General features: G+C 61.1%; 13 protein-coding genes and 1 tRNA gene. 8 read left to right on the forward strand and 6 right to left on the reverse strand.

The genetic code is table 11. The features are described from left to right. Positions 1–138 precede the first annotated feature (138 nt). The 3 genes from ACOBR2_RS17685 (at position 139) to dnaJ (ending at position 3,235) form a co-directional block, all read left to right on the forward strand. The gene (locus ACOBR2_RS17685; RefSeq protein WP_420237425.1) at positions 139–1,260 is read left to right on the forward strand and encodes an HrcA family transcriptional regulator; all 1,122 of its coding nucleotides are present in this window, start codon (positions 139–141) and stop codon (positions 1,258–1,260) included. 71 nt (positions 1,261–1,331) lie between these two features. After that, a complete protein-coding gene (locus ACOBR2_RS17690) occupies positions 1,332–1,907 on the forward strand; it encodes a nucleotide exchange factor GrpE (RefSeq protein WP_420237426.1) in 576 nt (191 codons plus the stop codon). A gap of 197 nt (positions 1,908–2,104) precedes the next feature. Further along, positions 2,105–3,235 carry a molecular chaperone DnaJ gene (dnaJ, locus tag ACOBR2_RS17695; RefSeq protein ID WP_420237427.1) on the forward strand — a complete coding sequence of 377 codons (1,131 nt, stop codon included), beginning with the start codon at positions 2,105–2,107 and terminating at the stop codon, positions 3,233–3,235. Between the two features lie 72 nt (positions 3,236–3,307). Here dnaJ and ACOBR2_RS17700 read toward each other — a convergent pair whose 3' ends face one another. Beyond that, positions 3,308–4,756 carry a UbiA family prenyltransferase gene (locus ACOBR2_RS17700; RefSeq protein WP_420237428.1) on the reverse strand — a complete coding sequence of 483 codons (1,449 nt, stop codon included), beginning with the start codon at positions 4,754–4,756 and terminating at the stop codon, positions 3,308–3,310. A gap of 182 nt (positions 4,757–4,938) precedes the next feature. Continuing rightward, positions 4,939–5,014, reverse strand: a tRNA-Ala gene (locus tag ACOBR2_RS17705). Between the two features lie 362 nt (positions 5,015–5,376). Between ACOBR2_RS17705 and ACOBR2_RS17710 the strand changes: the two genes are divergently transcribed. The 3 genes from ACOBR2_RS17710 (at position 5,377) to ACOBR2_RS17720 (ending at position 9,795) form a co-directional block, all read left to right on the forward strand. After that, a complete protein-coding gene (locus tag ACOBR2_RS17710) occupies positions 5,377–7,242 on the forward strand; it encodes a sensor histidine kinase (RefSeq protein WP_420237429.1) in 1,866 nt (621 codons plus the stop codon). Between the two features lie 73 nt (positions 7,243–7,315). Further along, positions 7,316–7,741, forward strand: a complete 426-nt coding sequence (locus ACOBR2_RS17715; RefSeq protein WP_420237430.1) for a BlaI/MecI/CopY family transcriptional regulator — start codon at positions 7,316–7,318, stop codon at positions 7,739–7,741. Between the two features lie 2 nt (positions 7,742–7,743). Further along, complete coding sequence (locus ACOBR2_RS17720) at positions 7,744–9,795, forward strand: M56 family metallopeptidase (RefSeq protein WP_420237431.1); 2,052 nt, start codon at positions 7,744–7,746, stop codon at positions 9,793–9,795. A 93-nt stretch (positions 9,796–9,888) separates the two neighbouring features. Here ACOBR2_RS17720 and ACOBR2_RS17725 read toward each other — a convergent pair whose 3' ends face one another. Further along, positions 9,889–10,701: an ABC transporter ATP-binding protein gene (locus ACOBR2_RS17725; protein WP_420237432.1), complete on the reverse strand. Its 813-nt coding sequence runs from the start codon at positions 10,699–10,701 to the stop codon at positions 9,889–9,891. A gap of 107 nt (positions 10,702–10,808) precedes the next feature. Between ACOBR2_RS17725 and argJ the strand changes: the two genes are divergently transcribed. Both argJ and ACOBR2_RS17735 read left to right on the forward strand, forming a co-directional pair. After that, on the forward strand, positions 10,809–12,035 hold the full coding sequence (gene argJ / locus ACOBR2_RS17730) for a bifunctional glutamate N-acetyltransferase/amino-acid acetyltransferase ArgJ (protein WP_420237433.1): 1,227 nt from the start codon (positions 10,809–10,811) through the stop codon (positions 12,033–12,035). Between the two features lie 118 nt (positions 12,036–12,153). Further along, positions 12,154–12,984 (forward strand): thiamine pyrophosphate-dependent enzyme, encoded by an 831-nt coding sequence (locus ACOBR2_RS17735; protein ID WP_420237434.1) that lies wholly within the window; start codon positions 12,154–12,156, stop codon positions 12,982–12,984. A gap of 95 nt (positions 12,985–13,079) precedes the next feature. On the opposite strand, the gene ACOBR2_RS17740 is transcribed toward ACOBR2_RS17735, so the two are convergent. Genes ACOBR2_RS17740 through ACOBR2_RS17750 form a run of 3 tightly spaced genes read right to left on the reverse strand, consistent with a single transcriptional unit; the run spans position 13,080 to position 15,903 of the window. Beyond that, positions 13,080–13,529 (reverse strand): C-GCAxxG-C-C family protein, encoded by a 450-nt coding sequence (locus ACOBR2_RS17740; protein WP_420237435.1) that lies wholly within the window; start codon positions 13,527–13,529, stop codon positions 13,080–13,082. Between the two features lie 29 nt (positions 13,530–13,558). Next, positions 13,559–15,391: a single-stranded-DNA-specific exonuclease RecJ gene (recJ, locus tag ACOBR2_RS17745; protein ID WP_420237436.1), complete on the reverse strand. Its 1,833-nt coding sequence runs from the start codon at positions 15,389–15,391 to the stop codon at positions 13,559–13,561. Positions 15,392–15,393: 2 nt separating this feature from the next. Continuing rightward, positions 15,394–15,903: a hypothetical protein gene (locus tag ACOBR2_RS17750; protein ID WP_420237437.1), complete on the reverse strand. Its 510-nt coding sequence runs from the start codon at positions 15,901–15,903 to the stop codon at positions 15,394–15,396. Positions 15,904–16,031 lie beyond the last annotated feature (128 nt).

Consider the following 16,031-nt stretch of genomic DNA (forward strand, 5'->3'; position numbering starts at 1 on the left):
TACGATATAAAAGGCGACTTGTCTCGGTTTTTCGGCGCATATTGTTGAAAGCAAAAATGTTTTGGTGAGCCGATCCGGGAGAGGAAATGTGCGCGGCACTGAGCCCGCACCTTCAACGCCAACGGAAACGAGCCTGCCATGCCCGAGATGCGCCTGAGGCCGCGAGAGCGGCTGGTGCTGACTGCCATTATCGAGCTCTACATTGCGACCGGTGAGGCTGTGGCTTCGCAGGCGCTGGCGCGGTATTTTGCGCATCGCGAGGGGCTCAGTTCAGCCACGCTGCGCAATGTGATGGCGGCCCTCGGCGAAGCGGGATTGCTCGAACAACTGCACACCTCAGCGGGCCGTGTACCCACGGCGGCAGCCTTCCGCTACTACGTGGAGCAGGTGGTCAAACCCGGGCAGTTGGGAACAGGCGGACAGCCTGCCGGAGCGTTGCCAGGAGCAGCTCCATTGAGCGCCGAGCGGCGTGGACAAATTGAAGAGATTTTTACCGGGGTGGCCAGTTCCCATGAGTATCTGGAACGCACCTCGCATGTGCTGGCACTGATCTCACAAGGCTTGGGCGTGGCGCTGGCCAGTTCCACGCAGAGTCAGGTGCTGGAGCACATTCATTTTTCGCGGCTGGCGGTGGGCCGTGTACTGGCCGTGCTGGTGACGCAGGCTGGAGCCGTGCAAGACCGCGTACTGACGCTAGACCGCGAGCTCAGCCTGATCGAACTGGAGACAGCGGCACGCTATCTGAACGAGAACTTCCGCGGCTGGCCGATTGAGCGCATCCGCAGTGAAGTGGGCCAGCGCGCCGAGGCTGAAGAACAGGCCTACCGGCAGATGCTGGCTTCCGTTGAGGAGCTGTGCAACAAGGGCGCGCTGGCGGTTGCCGATTCGGGTCCGGCGATTTACGTCGAGGGTTTGTCGAATCTGATCGTCAACGAACTGGACCGGGAGCGACTCAAGCAGATGTTGGCCGCCATTGAGACCAAGCAGCGGCTGGTGGAGCTGCTGAACGCTTATGTGGACGGCCGCCGGCAGGAAGTACGCGTGGTGGTGGGGCTTGATGAGGCTTCGCCGGCCATGCAGGATCTGGTGCTGTTTGGCGCGCCGGCCCGAGTGGGTCCGTCGAGCCTGGGCACGGTGGCAGTGATTGCCCCTACGCGGATTCAGTATCAGGAAATGATTCAGACAGTCAGCTATATTGCGCGACTGTCGGAGAGAATTCTGGAGCGGCCTGATGAAGATTCAGTCAGGCTGGGCTTGTAAGACGGCGCTCCGATCGAACGGAACAAACAGAAGAGGATGCGCCTTTGAGATTCAGGAGAACAGGGAGAACCATGTCAGAAGGAAAGAACTCATTGTCTGTGGAAGAACCGCTGGAGATTGCAACCGGAGCCGAGGAAACCAGCGCAACACAGGCCCCCGAAGAAACCACAGCAGAGAGCTCCGAGCACACCGAGTTGGAACAGCTGAAGGCCGAGCGCGACCAGCTGGTGGACCGGCTGGCACGCATGCAGGCCGAGTTCGAGAATGCCCGCAAGCGCGCCGAGCGCGAAAAACTGGAGTACCGCGACTACGCCACCGGCCAGGTGGTGGAGCAGTTCCTGCCCGTGCTGGACAACTTCACGCTGGCGCTGAATGCCAACGGATCGGCCGAGCAGTTGCGCTCTGGCGTGCAGCTGATTGTGAAGCAGATGGAAGAAGTGCTGCGCGGCCTGCAAGTGCTGGCGGTGCCCACCGTGGGTGAGGCTTTCGATCCGCGCGTGCATGAGGCGCTGGGCTCGGTGGAACGCGACGACATTCCCGACCAACACGTGGCCGAAGAGATTCGCCGCGGCTACAAGATTCGCGAAAAGCTGCTGCGCCCCGCCATGGTGCGGGTAGCCAGCAATCCGGTGCAGAAGGCGGAGTAAGGCAGCCGTCAGCTGTCAGCTCTCAGCCGTCAGCTTGAGCATTGCGGCTGGAAGCGGTATTGGCTAAGACGCAGGAAGCAAACAGAGTCAACGAGCAGCCAAAAGCTGTTCTCAATCAACAGATTTGATGCAAGGCTAAATGCCTCTGGCTCCGCAAGAAAGAGCTGGAAGCTAGAGGCTGGGAGCTAGAAGCTGAAGTGAGCAAAGCAGATTTTTACGACGTACTTGGTGTGAACCGTGAGGCCAGCGATGCGGAGCTGAAGAGCGCCTATCGCAAACAGGCGCTCAAGTTTCATCCGGACCGCAATCCAGGCGACAAGGCCGCCGAGGAAAAATTCAAAGAGGCAAGCGAGGCCTACCAGGTGCTGAGCGACGCCGACAAGCGCGCAGCCTATGACCGCTACGGCCATGCCGGCCTGGGCGGAAGCGGCGGAGCACAGGGCGGCTTCAACGGCGGTCCTTTCGCCGGTGGCGTGGATCTGGGCGACATCTTCGGCGATCTCTTCGGCGAGATGTTCAACATGGGCGGTGGCGGCGGTCGCGGACAACGCGCCCAGCGTGGCGACGATCTGCGCTATGACCTGTCGATCGACTTTGAAGACGCCATCTTTGGCACGCAGAAAGAGATCAAGGTCCGCCGCATGGAGCCGTGCGCCAGTTGCCACGGTGCCGGCAGCGCTTCGGGCCGTGGGCCAAGCATGTGTCCGCAGTGCCAGGGCCGTGGCCAGATCCGCATCCAGCAGGGCTTTTTCACCATGGCCCGCACTTGCGGAGCCTGCGGAGGCGCGGGCGCGGTAGTCACCGACCCCTGCCCCACCTGCCGGGGTGAGGCTCGCACCACCAGCGAGATCAAGATCAACGTAAAGGTGCCGCCGGGTGTGGAAGAAGGAACGCGCATCCGCTACACGGGCGAGGGCGACGCGGGCCGCTACGGCGGTCCCAAGGGCGACCTGTACGTGGTGCTGGGCGTGCAGCCGCACGACTTCTTCGAGCGCGAAGGCAACGACCTGCACTGCGTGGTGCCAATCAGCTTTCCGCAGGCTGCACTGGGCGCGGAGTTTGAGATCGAGGGCATCGACGGGCCCATCAACATCAAGATTCCCGAGGGAACACAGAACGGGCGTGAACTGCGCATTCGCGGCCGTGGCGTGCCCATCCTGAACAGCAAAAGCACGGGCGACCTGATGGTGAAGGTCATCATACAGGTGCCGCGCAAGCTCAGCCGCACCCAGCGCGAACTGGTGCAGAAGCTGGGCGAGACGCTGACGAGCGACAACAAGCCTTCCTCGCCAAGCCTGATCGAAAAGATGAAGGACCTGTTCAGCTAGAGCGAGAGCATTGCAGCAACAGAAAAGGCACAGCCCGAGGGCTGTGCCTTTTTTCTGTTTTATCTCAGAAGATCAGAGTGCCAGCAGCGCAATCACCAGCACCAGAGCGCCGATGAACAGGCTCATGCGGTCGGTAATGGCAAAGGCAACGGGATCTTCGTCGAGTTCGCCGCGCGAGGCCAGCAGCCAGACGCGATTCAGCCAGAGCAGCATAAGCGGAACAATGAGCCACAGAAGGTGCGGCTGGCGGTAGAGCTTGATGACGTCAATGCCGCTGATGTAGATGGCAAAAACCACCACGGCGGCATAGGCACTGGCCGTGCCAAAGCTGCGCAGCTGCTGCTGATCGGCCAGCAGATAGCCACGGCCATTTTTAGGCGTGGAGCCGGAGGTGCGCAGATTTTCCAGTTCGGCAAAGCGCTTGACGATGGCCAGCGAAAGAAACAGGAAGAGCGAGAAGCCCGAAAGCCAGTGCGAGATGCTGGTAAGAGTAGCTGCACCGCCCGCCAGCAAGCGCAGAATGTACAACCCGCTGAGCACCAGCACGTCCACCAGGGCAATGCGCTTGAGCACCGACGAGTAGCTGAGTGTGGTGATCAGGTAGAGCGTCAACCAGCCATAGAATCCTCCGGGCAGAAAACTTGCGCCAAAGAAGGCCACAACCAGCAGCAACAGGGCCAGAAAGGCACCGGTAATGCCGGGCAGATCGCCCGAGGCGATGGGGCGCAGTCGCTTGCGATGATGGCGACGGTCGGCGTCAATGTCCAGCAGATCATTGACCAGATAGGCCGAAGACGCGGTCAGCGAGAAGCAGAAGAAGGCGGCCAGCGCGGTCAGGGCCTTGGCCGGACGCAGATCGTGCGAAAGCAACAAGGGCACAAAGATAAGCAGGTTCTTGGCCCACTGGTGCAGGCGCATGGCCTTCAGCAGGGTGGCGGGAATGGTACGGAGCTCAACGAACTGCTGCACGGGCTTGATGCCGCGGGTACGCAGACCCAGCCGCAGACGCAGGCTGGGATTGGCCACCATCGGCTCAGCACAGGCCGCCAGCAGCGGCAGATCGGCGGAGGCATTGCCGATGTAGCCAAAATTGCCGCCAAAGCGCTCCCGCAGGCTATTCAGCTTCTTGTTGCCAATCAGGTTGGTGGTTCCGTCACTGCCCAGAACGCCGGCAAACAGGTTCAGATGCGCGGCCACACGGCGGGCCAGACTCTGGTCGGCACCCGTGGTCAGATAAAGGGCGCGGCCCCGGCTCTTCTGCTGCTGCAGGTACTGAATCAGCTTGCGATTGAAGGGCAGATGAGCAACGTCGAGGACGATCGAATCCGTGACAAAGGCCTTGAAAGCAGCCTTCTTGAGCAGCAGAGCTGGTAACTTGAGGAGCAGCTTTGGCTTGTTGCGCACCAGCACCAGCAGCGAATCCACCAGCGTGTCGGACTTGACCAGTGTGCCGTCCAGATCGACACAGAGCGGGATGGGCGGCGTATTGAAAGCGGTCAGGGAATCATCAATCTGCGACACGGGAAAACCTCTACAGACCACGCACACTTGCGGCCGGGAGATCGATCCCTGGGCTGCTGGGCGCGGTAAAAAATCAGGCTGGGCGGCTCAAGTATACAGACACATCCAGACAACCAAAATAAAGCAGCCAGACAGGGAGCAAAATAAACCGCGGCCGTTGGGGGCCGCGGTTATGGATTCTTTGGTGGAGCTGAGCGGGATCGAACCGCTGGCCTCCTCGTTGCGAACGAGGCGCTCTCCCAGCTGAGCTACAGCCCCACAACCTTTATTATCGTAACAGCAAAGCGAAAAAACGCAAAGCGCGGGCTGAGGGAATCTCCGGGCAATTGCATTTCAAAATACGGGAGGTTTGTTTTGAAAGAGCGCGGCTTTACTTGTTGCGAAAAAACAGGTCTTTGAGCACATGAAGTTGTTCCTTGGTTCGTGCTTTCCCAGCGCCCAAAGCTGGATCTGGGGCCCAGAGTTGGCACAAATTCCCTCCGCCGCAAGTTTTCCCGCAGCCTGTGTAACTTGTAAAAGAACGAGATGCGTCTGAGGGAACAACCTATACTCCTGTTTACACATCTATACGGGTAGGGCGACAAGCGCCTTGTCTGATTCCGCGAGGGGAGCGACTCCTGGTGCGTTGCTGGCCTAAAACGATCCGTTTTCAGCTGTTGGCCGCTCTGCTCACGCTTGAGACGCTTTCTTTTCTCCTGTGCGGTGCCTTCCTGGTGCGGGAAGAGAACTTTGAAGCCCGACGCAAGGCCTTGCAACGCCTGAACTACGAGTCCGAGGCTTTGGCCAGACTCTCGCGTGAGGCTCTGCAGCAACAGCGCCCCGGATGGGTGGCGCTCGCCGTTGCCGTGGAAGGCAAGGAACCTACCGTCTCCCTTGCCAAAATCACCGATACCTCCGGGCATGTGCTCTACATCAGCGACGGCGAGCCGGGAGAGGGTCAGCTGGATAGTCAGGAACTGGCCCAGATTCCTCACATTCGCCCGGGCCAACCCCTGACCTTCGACTTTGCACACAATCGGCTGGAGTCGGTTTGTGCCATTTATACGGGAACCGAGCTGCAAGGCTACGCCTGGGTGGAATATGACCACGCCTGGTCGCGGGAGATGGTGAACTTCGTCCTGCACCGCGTCATCCTCTTCAGCGTCTGCTGGATCCTGGTTTCGGGGGTTCTGGCATTGCTGATGGCCCGTTCCTTCTCGCAACCCCTGCGTTTGCTGCTCCGCGGCACCCGCGCCCTGATGCAGCAAACGGAGGAGAGCAGTCGCTTTCCCCTGATTGTGCCCGCACACAATGAGTTGGGGGATCTGATTGAAGCCTTCAACAACATGGTGGCTTCCCTGGCGGAACAGCGCGCCGGGCTCAACGACACGCTTTCACTGCTGGATTCGATGCTGGCCAACGCTCCCATCGGCCTGGCCTTTTTTGATCGGGCTGGACGCTTTGTCCGTGTGAATCAGGTGTTTGCCACCATGACCGGGGCTCCGCTCAGCCACCATCTGGGCCGCACCCTGCCCGAAGTGCTGAACCTGCCCGCCGCCAGCCAGCTGGAAGCCACCGTCTTCCGCGTCTTTGCCCAGCAAAACGCCATCCGCAATCTGGAACTGGGCGGACAGAGCGAAGAAGGGCGTCCGTGGACCTGGCTGGTGAGCGCCTACCCGGTACTGACTTCTTCCCACCGCGCCCGCTGGGTGGGGGTCATTATTCTGGACGCCACCGACCGCAAGCGCAGCGAAGACGCCCTGCGCCGTGCGGAAAAGCTGGCAGTAACCGGCCGGCTGGCAGCCAGCATCGCGCACGAAATCAACAACCCCCTGGAGGCCGTCACCAACTTGCTCTTTCTGCTGCGCAACTTCTGCCAGCTGCGTGAGCCGGAGTTGAACTATGTGTCCATGGCCGAGCAAGAGATCCGGCGCATCAGCGAGATTACCCAGCAGACCCTGCGCTTCTACCGCCAGCCCACCCTGCCCGGGCGCGTCAGCATGCCGGAGCTGCTGGACAGCGTGCTGAGCCTTTACCACGGCCGCTTTACCGCGCTTTGCATCGAGGTGGAGCGCAAATTCGACAATGAGACCACTCTCTTTTGCTTTGCCGGAGAAATTCGCCAGGTTTTTGCCAATCTGATCGGCAATTCGGTGGACGCCGTCAAGCGGAATGGCCGCATTCAGGTCCGCGCCCGCAAGTCACGCTCCTGGAAGAACCCGGAAAAAACCGGAATCCGCTTTACCGTGGCCGACACCGGCTCAGGCATGAGTCCAGAGATCCTCAAACGCGCTTTCGAGGCCTTCTTTACCACCAAGGAAGCCACCGGAACCGGTCTGGGACTCTGGGTGAGCATCGAGATCATCGAGAAGCATGGCGGCATCCTTCATCTGCGCAGCCGCACTGCAGATTCGGGAAAAAACTCAGGAACCGTCTTCCAGTTCTTTTTGTCAGACGACGAAGAGGAACTTCTGAAAAGACATCCTCTTGCCTCGTCCAAAGCCTGAAAACAACGGCACTCCTTTCCAAAAAATAATTCTGTGTCGCTCGCCTTCCCTGTGTGCTACAGTCAGTAACACTATGAATGGCAACACTGACCTGTCGCACGATCCCGCCGAGCTTGGAGAGCTGGAACGCGCCATCCTCGATCTTGTCTGGCGCTTTGGTTCCATTACCGCCGAGCAGGTCCGCGAAGAACTGGGCCGACCGCTGAAGGATTCCACCATCCGTACCGTTCTGCGCCGTCTGGAAGAGAAGGGGTACGTGGCCCACAGTGTCGAGCAACGCACATTCTGGTACAAACCGGCGGAAAGTCGCCAAAAAGTTGCCGGACGTGCCGTCCAACGTATCTTGGACTGGTTTTGCGAAGGCTCGGTGGAAGCCCTGCTGGTGGGCATGGTGGATTCCCGCGTGCTGGACAAGGAAGAACTGCAGCATCTGGCCGCCCGCATCGCGCATGCCCGCGCCGCCGAACAGGCCAAGCCCCTCTCCGAAACTAAGGAGTAGTCATGATTTCAACGCTGGTTCCCGTTCTGCTGGTTCCTGTCCTACTAGTTGCCGCGCTGCGTGCCGTGCTGGCGGCTCTGGTTGTGGGCATCGCCCTCAAGCTGCTGGGCATTCGCCAGGTCCAGCCGCAAAAAACCACCTGGATCCTGCTCCTGTTTACGGCTCTGCTGCTGCCGTTTTTGCCCGGCGGCACAGTTCTGCCTGAAAGTTTGGCCCATAGGCTACCGGCCTTTCATCTGGGATTCGCAGCGGCCCGGCAAGCAAAACAGCCGACTGCAGCCCCTGCTTACGCCCCTCAGTCAGCGGGCAACGCCGCCCAGCTGGCGGAGGCTTGGCAGCAATATGCAGAGCTGAGCGCGGCGACCAATCCGCAGCCTGCCGAACACACGCAGACGCAGGCCGCTCACTGGTTCACTCTGCCCCAAGTACTTCGCACGGCAGGTTTTGTATGGCTGGCAGTGGCTTTGGTGCTGGTGCTGCGCCTGCTGCTGGGCTTGCTGGCTGCCCTGCGCATGTGGCGCTCCGCAGAGCCGGTGGATTTTGCCTGCGATGTGCGCCTCAGCAAGCGCCTTGCCTCGCCCGTCACTCTTGGCCACGCCGTGTTGCTACCGGCCGAAGCAGGCAGCTGGAGCGAGCAGAAGCTGCGCATCGTGCTGGCCCACGAGCGCGCTCACATCCAGCAATACGATTTTTATCTGCAGATTCTGGCCGGACTCTACGCCGCGTTTTATTGGCCGAGCCCGCTGGGATGGTGGCTGAAACACAAACTTTATGAACTGGGCGAGGCCATGAGCGACCACGCCGGCCTGGAACAGGCCCCTAGCCGCACCAGCTACGCCCAGCTCTTACTTGAATTCGCGGCACTGCCGCGTCCAACCGTCCCAGGAGTAGCAATGGCTCGGACTAATCATCTTTCCCATCGAATCGAGCGCCTGCTGAATGAAACCAGCTTCCGCCATGCATTTACCCCCAGCCGCCGCACCGTACTGGCCCTGGCCATGATTCCCGTGGCCGTAGTGGCCGCCACCGCGCTGGTGCGCGTGCAGGCTGCTGCCACACAGGAACCGGTCGCACAGCAGACCGATCAGACTCCGCCACCGCCCCCACCTCAGGCTCAGTTTGGTCAGCAGAATCAGCCCGGCCCCGATCAAGCGAATCCGGCCCAGCTTCCTCCGCCACCGCCGCAAGGTCCGCAGGGACCCGGCCAGCCAGGAGCATTTGGTCCGCAGCAGGGTCCGCAAGGCGGCCCTCAGGGTGGTCCGCAGGGTGGTCCGCAGGCCTTTGGCTTCAACCGTCCGGGACAACCTGGACAGCCCGGTTTTGGCCCGCAGGCAGGCGGTCCGGGCTTCGGCGCTCCCGGTCATGGAGAGGGCTACATTCTGGTGGGCGACGAAAAGAACCCGCCGGAAGCTGGCCGTCCCGGCTTTGGTCCTGCTCTGCCCCCGGCCGAGATGGAAAAAGCAAGCAAACTGGCCAAGGGTCACTTCCTGCTCTTCCAGCATGAGGGCAAGAGCTATCTGATCGATGATGCCAGCGCCATCGCCCAGATCGAAACGCTCGACAAGCAGGTCGGCGCGCTCCACGATCAGCTACGCGCCGAGGCCGACAAGCAGTTTGCCGCCGACCACAAGGCCGAGGTCAAGGTTCCCAACGTGGCCAAAGAGATGGATGAGCTGAACAAGGCTCTGGCCACGCTCAAGGCCAAGCAGGGCGCCACCATCAGCGAAGCTGAGCTGATGGAAGTCCAGCACAAACTCTTCGATCTGGAACGCCGCCTCGATGCAGGCCATCCGGATCAGCAGCCCGGAGCAGGTCCGCAGGCAGGCCCCGGCCCGCAGCGTGGCCCCAACGGCGGTCCCCAATTCGGCCAGCAGCCCGGCCCGCAGGGTGGACCGAACTCTGCCGGTGGCCCCCGTCCCGAGAACTTCAAGGGCAACGATGCCATGGCCAAACTCGGCGAAGAGCTCGGCAAGGCGATCCGCGAGAAGGACGAAAAGGTTCACGCCATCATCAGCGACAGCTTGAAGAACGGCAAAGCCAAGCTGGTCAGCTAAACGAGGTTGTACTAGGGAAACTTGGAGCGAGGCAGGCAAAACCTGCTTCGCTCCTTTTTTTACAGTGACTCTTGCCAGTTTTTTTCGGAAACCTTACCAGGAATGCAACCAGCCGTCGTCGTGGCCAATGCGTATGGGTGCGCCAAAGAGCTGGCTGAGCCGGGCTTCGGTCAGCAGCTCCTGACGCGGACCGTCGGCCACAATGCGTCCGCCACTCATCAGAATCACGCGCTGGATTTCGGGCAGAATATCGGCCAGATAATGCGTCACCAGCAGCAGGCCGGTGCCCTCCTGCGCCAGCTTGCACATAGTTTCGCGCAGCTCATGCTGAGCGGCCAAATCAAGCGCATTCGAGGGCTCGTCGAGCAGCAACTGACGGGGCCGGTGCACCAGCGCGCGGGCAATCATGATGCGCCGTTTTTCTCCGGCCGACATGGTGCCCACCAGTTGCCCGGCCAGCCGCGTGGCCTCCATGCGTTTCAGTGCTTCCCAGGAGCGCTCGCGCATCTCTTCGGTCACATGCAGGTTGGGCCACAGCGTAGAGGCCGAAAAGAATCCGGCAATCACCGCATCCAGGCCATTCGTCACCGCCGTGCGCTCGCCCGGCAGGTCGGCAACCACTACGCCAAAGTGCCTGCGAAGGTTGCTCAGATCCCAGCGCTCGCGGCCAAAAATGCGCACACTCATGCCCGGCCGCACCAGCGGATAAAGCTGGCAGGTCATGGTCTGAATCAGCGTGGATTTACCGCAACCGTTGGGGCCAAGAATGGCCACATGCTCGCCGGCGCGGATGGTCAGATTCACATCGGCAAGCACCACACGCTCACCCCGCGCCACGTTCACTTCGCTCATCTCTAGAAATTCTGCGGTCTTTGGATCCTGCTGCAGAAGCTGCTCTTCGCTCATGGGTTGGTGTTGTTCTCCCGGGGTAGTTGCCCGCTTACTTCCATCCTAGCGCGGTAGTTTCGAGGCTGCTTTCGTGCCCCCTGGCCTGCTAGAGTGAGAAGGTCATTATGAGCGAACTTGCGCAATTCATTCTCCCCCGCGGCTTCCGCTTTGGAGCCGCCAAGGCCGGGCTCAAAGCCAGCGGACGAACCGACCTTGCGCTGATTGCCTGCGATCAGCCTGCCAGCGCCGCGGCCAGCTTCACCTCCAACAAAGTAGTAGCCGCGCCCATCACCCTGGGACGCGAATACCTGCGCCTGAGCGGGCAAAAAGTCCGTGTGGTGGCCGTGAACGCCGGCAACGCCAACTGCGCCGCCGGTCAGCCCGGCATGGACGCCGCCAAGGCCGTCTGCGCAGAAGTCGCCAAGCTCTTCGCGTGCCCGGTCGAGCAGATCTTTCCCTCTTCGACCGGCATCATCGGCCAGCCGTTACCCGCAGAAAAGGTAATTGCCGCACTGCCCGCAGCCACCAGCTCGCTGGGCGCGGAGTCCGATCACTTTCATGCCAGCGCGCAGGCCATCCTTACCACCGACACCCTTGAGAAAACTGCCTTCGCACGCATCGAGCTGCCCACCGCCGATGGCCAGCCCGGTGAAGTGCGCATTGCCGCCTTCTGCAAGGGCGCAGGCATGATCCACCCGCAGTTGGTGCCGCATGCCACCATGCTGGTTTACATTCTGACCGACGCAGCCATTGAGCCCGCCGTACTGAACGGCTATCTGCACCCGTCGATCGAAGTCAGCTTCAACCGCATCTCGGTGGATGGCGACACTTCGACCAACGACACGGTGCTGCTGCTGGCCTCGGGCGCAAGCGGCGTCAAGGTGGAAGCGGGCAATGAGGCCTTCCGCACCGCGCTCACGCAAGTGTGCACCTCGCTGGCCAAGCAGGTGGTCAGCGACGGCGAAGGCGTCAGCCACGTGGTCGAGTTGCAGATCAAAGGCGCGGCCAATGACGCCGATGCGCTGCGTGTGGCCAAGGCCATCGCCCACTCGCCGCTGGTAAAAACCGCCTGGGCGGGCAAGGATCCCAACTGGGGCCGCTTGGCCTGCGCCATCGGCTACTCGGGTGCCGACATTGATCCGGCCAAGTTCGACATCAGCTTTGGCGAGCACCCCATCTGCCGCAATGGTGGACGCGCTCCTGGCTACGATGAGACGGCCGCACACGCCTATATTTCGCAGCCCGAGTTCACCATCCTCATTGACCTGCACGTGGGCAATGGCAGCTGCACCTTCTGGACGACCGACCTGACCCACGAGTACGTACACATCAACGCCGACTACTCGTCGTAGACGACAGAGAACAGAGATCAGGGGAGTGGCAAGCGAAGCATTCGCTCTTACTCCCCAGCTTGCCAAGCACGGCTTTCTGTTCTCTGTTCTCTGTTCTCTGTTCGAAGGATTTTTGCCCATGAGCACCTTTGCCGCACTCACTCATTCCGTGCCCGCCGATCAGGGCTTTGCGCTGATTCCGAACCGCAAGCTCTATGCGATTTATTCGAGGATGGTGGCCAGCCGTCTGCTGGGCACGGAGCTTGCCCGGCGCGCCAAAAAAGCGGGCACAGAGGCTGCGGCAAGCGTAGGTCTGGAGGCCGCTCTGGTGGCTGCCACCATCGACCTGGAGCAAGACGACACGCTGGTCCCCGGCGAACAAGCCCCCGCGCTGGTCCCGTGCTTTCTGAAGGGACTTTCAACGCCCTCGCTGGCAGCTGTGCTCAAAGGAAAAAAACCGCGTCAGGATTGGGCTTCGCTCGGCATTGTGCCGCCCGCGCAGCCGCTGGCCGCGCAGCTTTTGGCTGCGCTCACCGCCGCGCAAGCGCACAAGAAGGCCAAGAACAAAAAGCTGGTGGTGGCATTTACCGGCGACTCCGGCGTGAATAACAAGCTACTGACGGACGCGATGAAGCTGGCCCACAGCAAAAAGCTGCCCGTGCTCTTTGTCTGCCACACCGGCGCAGACGGCAAGGAGATGTTTGCCACCGCGCGGCGCATCGGTATGCCCGGCGTAGTAGTGGACGAGCAGGACGCCGTGGCCGTCTATCGCGTAGTGACGGAGTCCGCCGCACACGCCCGCCGTGGCAACGGTCCCACGCTGATCGAGTGCCGCCCCTGGCCGCTCGTTGACGAGGTTGCTGATCCCCTCACAACCATCGAAGCAGCGCTCAAGCGCCGTGGATTTTTTACGGTCAAGCTGAAAGCCGCCACCCTTGCTGCTGCCAAGAAGTTGCTGGAAGGAATTTAAGCCGAAATCGCGTCCCAGGTCTCAAAAACGAGACCTGGGGCACCCGAATTTCCTATCGCTTCCATCTTTATTTACACTGTTTTCCTGAAATCCACTTATACCAATCGTCTAGCTTCCACCATCTCCACAGCGTTAGCCACCAGCTTGCGGCAGACCTTTTCACGTGCGCCGCTGGCGACGAATTGGTCGTGGCCTTCGGTCGTGTTCAGGCGGCAGCCGGTCAGTTCATGGCAAAGGATGGAGCAGTGCTGGTGGCGGAATTCATCGATCAGCGCAGCGGCTTCAGCATAGACTTTGGCGCGACCGGTGGCGTGGTCGGCGGCCATCGCGGCGGAGTGCAATTCGCCCAGCGCCAGCAGAGCACCGGTGAGCGCACCGCAAATTTCGCCCGTGCGGGCCATGCCGCCGCCAAAGGCTGCCGCAAGGGCCAGATGCTGTGCTTCCGTCAGGCTGGAGTTAACCGCGCAGGCCGCAAAAACCGACTGTGCGCAGTTGGCGTGAGCATCAAAGAGTGCAAGTGCCCGTTGGGCGGCGTCGTGTGCCATAGGGTTTCCTCAAAGAGTACAAAACCACTTTACGCCGGATTGCGCGGGGAAGAAAAATCCGGGGCTACGTCGGCAGATTCGCTCAACTCAAAGCCCTGAATCTCAATCTCAATGCCGCCGTACTGGGGGTGGTCATTCTCGCGAATGCGGTAGGCCACGTCGATCTCGCTTCCCTGCTCAATGCGCAGTTCTGTAGCACGGGCGGCCATGCCCCAGCCCACGGAGCGCATGGCTCCGCTGGAACCGGCGCGCACACCGCTCAGATCGGCCTGCGCCAACTCCAGCCGCAGATGGCGTTCCTTCATCACACGAGGGGTACTAAGCACGCGCACCCGGCGGGCCACAAAAACCGGCTCGTTGTTGCCATGGCCCAGCGGCTCCAGCTTGCGCAGCCAGCCCACCAGCACGGGCGTAATCTGGTCCAGCCGCAGCTCGGCGTGAATTTTCAGCACACGTTCCGGCTCACGCGCAGCCAGCTTTTCAGCGGCGTAGGCACGCAGGCGTTCCTTGAGCGCATCCAGATTTTCAGCCGGCATGGCAAAGCCAACCGCGAAGGCGTGGCCACCAAAACGAGTGAAAAGATCGGCACAACTTTCAATGGCGTTCAGCAGATGGAAGCCGTCCACCGAGCGGCCGGAGCCATGCGCCACACCGTCCTCAATGCTGACCACAAGCGCGGGCTTGGCCGTGCGTTCCACCACGCGTGAGGCCAGAATGCCGATCACGCCGCGGTGCCAGCCCTCGCCCTCCACCACCAGCAGGCGGTCGGCGATCAGTTGCGCATCGGTGGCCAGGCGCTCTTCAATCACAGCCAGCGCTTCGGCCTCCGTGGCGCGGCGTTCCTGATTCAGCTGTTCGAGCTTGGCGGCAAGGTCCATGGCGCGTTGCGCATCGCGGGTAGTGAACAGCTCGATAACTTCGCTGGCCACGTCCATGCGCCCTGCGGCGTTGATGCGCGGCGCAATGCGGAAGGCCACGTCAAAGCCAGTGACGGGCTTGGAGGATGGGTCCAGCGCGGCCACCTGAAAGAGCGCGCGCAGACCCGCTCCGGCAGGATGGCGCAACTCGCTCAGGCCAAGCGCCGCAATCACGCGATTCTCACCCCGCAACGGCACCGCGTCGGCAATGGTGGCAATGGCAGCCATCTTCAAAAAGCTGGGCAGAATCTTTTCCCGGGTGCGCACCGCGTCCTTGCGCTCCAGAACGGCCTGCGCCAGCTTCATGGCCACAGCCGCGCCGCACAAAAATTTTTCAGGATACGTGCAGCCGGACTGATTGGGATTAAGCACGGCCAGCGCCGGCGGAACAGCCTCGCCAGCCTCGGGCAAATGATGATCGGTGATGATCAGGTCCATGCCCAGGCGCGCGGCTGTCTCAGCCTCGGCAAAGGCGCGAATGCCGGTGTCCACGGTAATGGCCAGACGCACACCCTCAGCGTAGGCGTCTTCCAGCACCGAAGAGCGCATGCCGTAGCCTTCACGCAAACGGTGCGGCACATGATAGCGGACCACGCCGCCCAGCATCTCGATGGTGGTCTTCAGCAGAACGACGGCAGTGGTGCCGTCCACGTCGTAATCACCGTAGAGCAGAACGGGCTCACGCGTGGCAATGCCCTGCTCCAGCCGTTCAACGGCCGTCTGCATGCCGCGCATCAGCAGCGGATCGTTCAGATGTTCATAGGAGGGATTGAGGAAGCGAAAAGCGGCGGCAGCAGAGAGAATCTCGCGCGCAACAAGCAGTTCGGCAAGCACTTCGGGAAGCCGCGCCGCAGCGGCCAGTGTAGCCGCTGCAGCGCGATCATGCTCGATAAACTCCCAGCGCTGGCGCGGCTCACGCCGCGCCATGGGGGCATTTACGACCACGTTTACTCTTCCTCGTCGTGATCGTGACCGCAGCCGCAGCCACCGCCACAGCCTTCCTGCTCGTCTTCGATGACGATGTTCTGGAACTCTTCGAGGTCTTCCATCAGATCCTGGAAGCGCTCGTACCACTCGGTGGTGGTCTCATGCAGAATGGTGACGCCCTGATGAACAAAGCCCAGCTGAATGTAGCCGACCTTACCGGTAAACTGACGCAGCCAAGTGGCCTCGGTCAGCTCAGCGGCTTCGTCGTCGGGGAAGTTCATTTCGCGAGCTTCTTCCGTCAGCAGATCCAGCTCATCTTCTTCAAGCTTGACCTCGCTGTAGGTGATGAAGGGAGCGCCCACATGCTTGGCCATCTCCACGAAGTCCTTCCAGGAGTCAGGATTGTCCTGATCTTCCCAAACGATGGAAGGAACTTCTTCGGTGATGTATCCGGGCAGGCGCTTGATACCGTGGCCAGTGATGAAGGCCACCATATCGTCTTTCAATGCGGCAAGGTTTTCGATGCTCATAATCACTTACATTCTCGCAGATTGGGCTGGGGTGCGGGGAAAAAGGTTGAAACGCCAGAGGACAGAGAGCAGAGAACAGGGAGCAAAGGACAGGCGGCATTGGCACAAACAGACCGATTGCACCAATG

The organism is Telmatobacter bradus (assembly GCF_048629425.1).
Taxonomy (GTDB): Bacteria; Acidobacteriota; Terriglobia; order Terriglobales; family Acidobacteriaceae; genus Telmatobacter; species Telmatobacter bradus.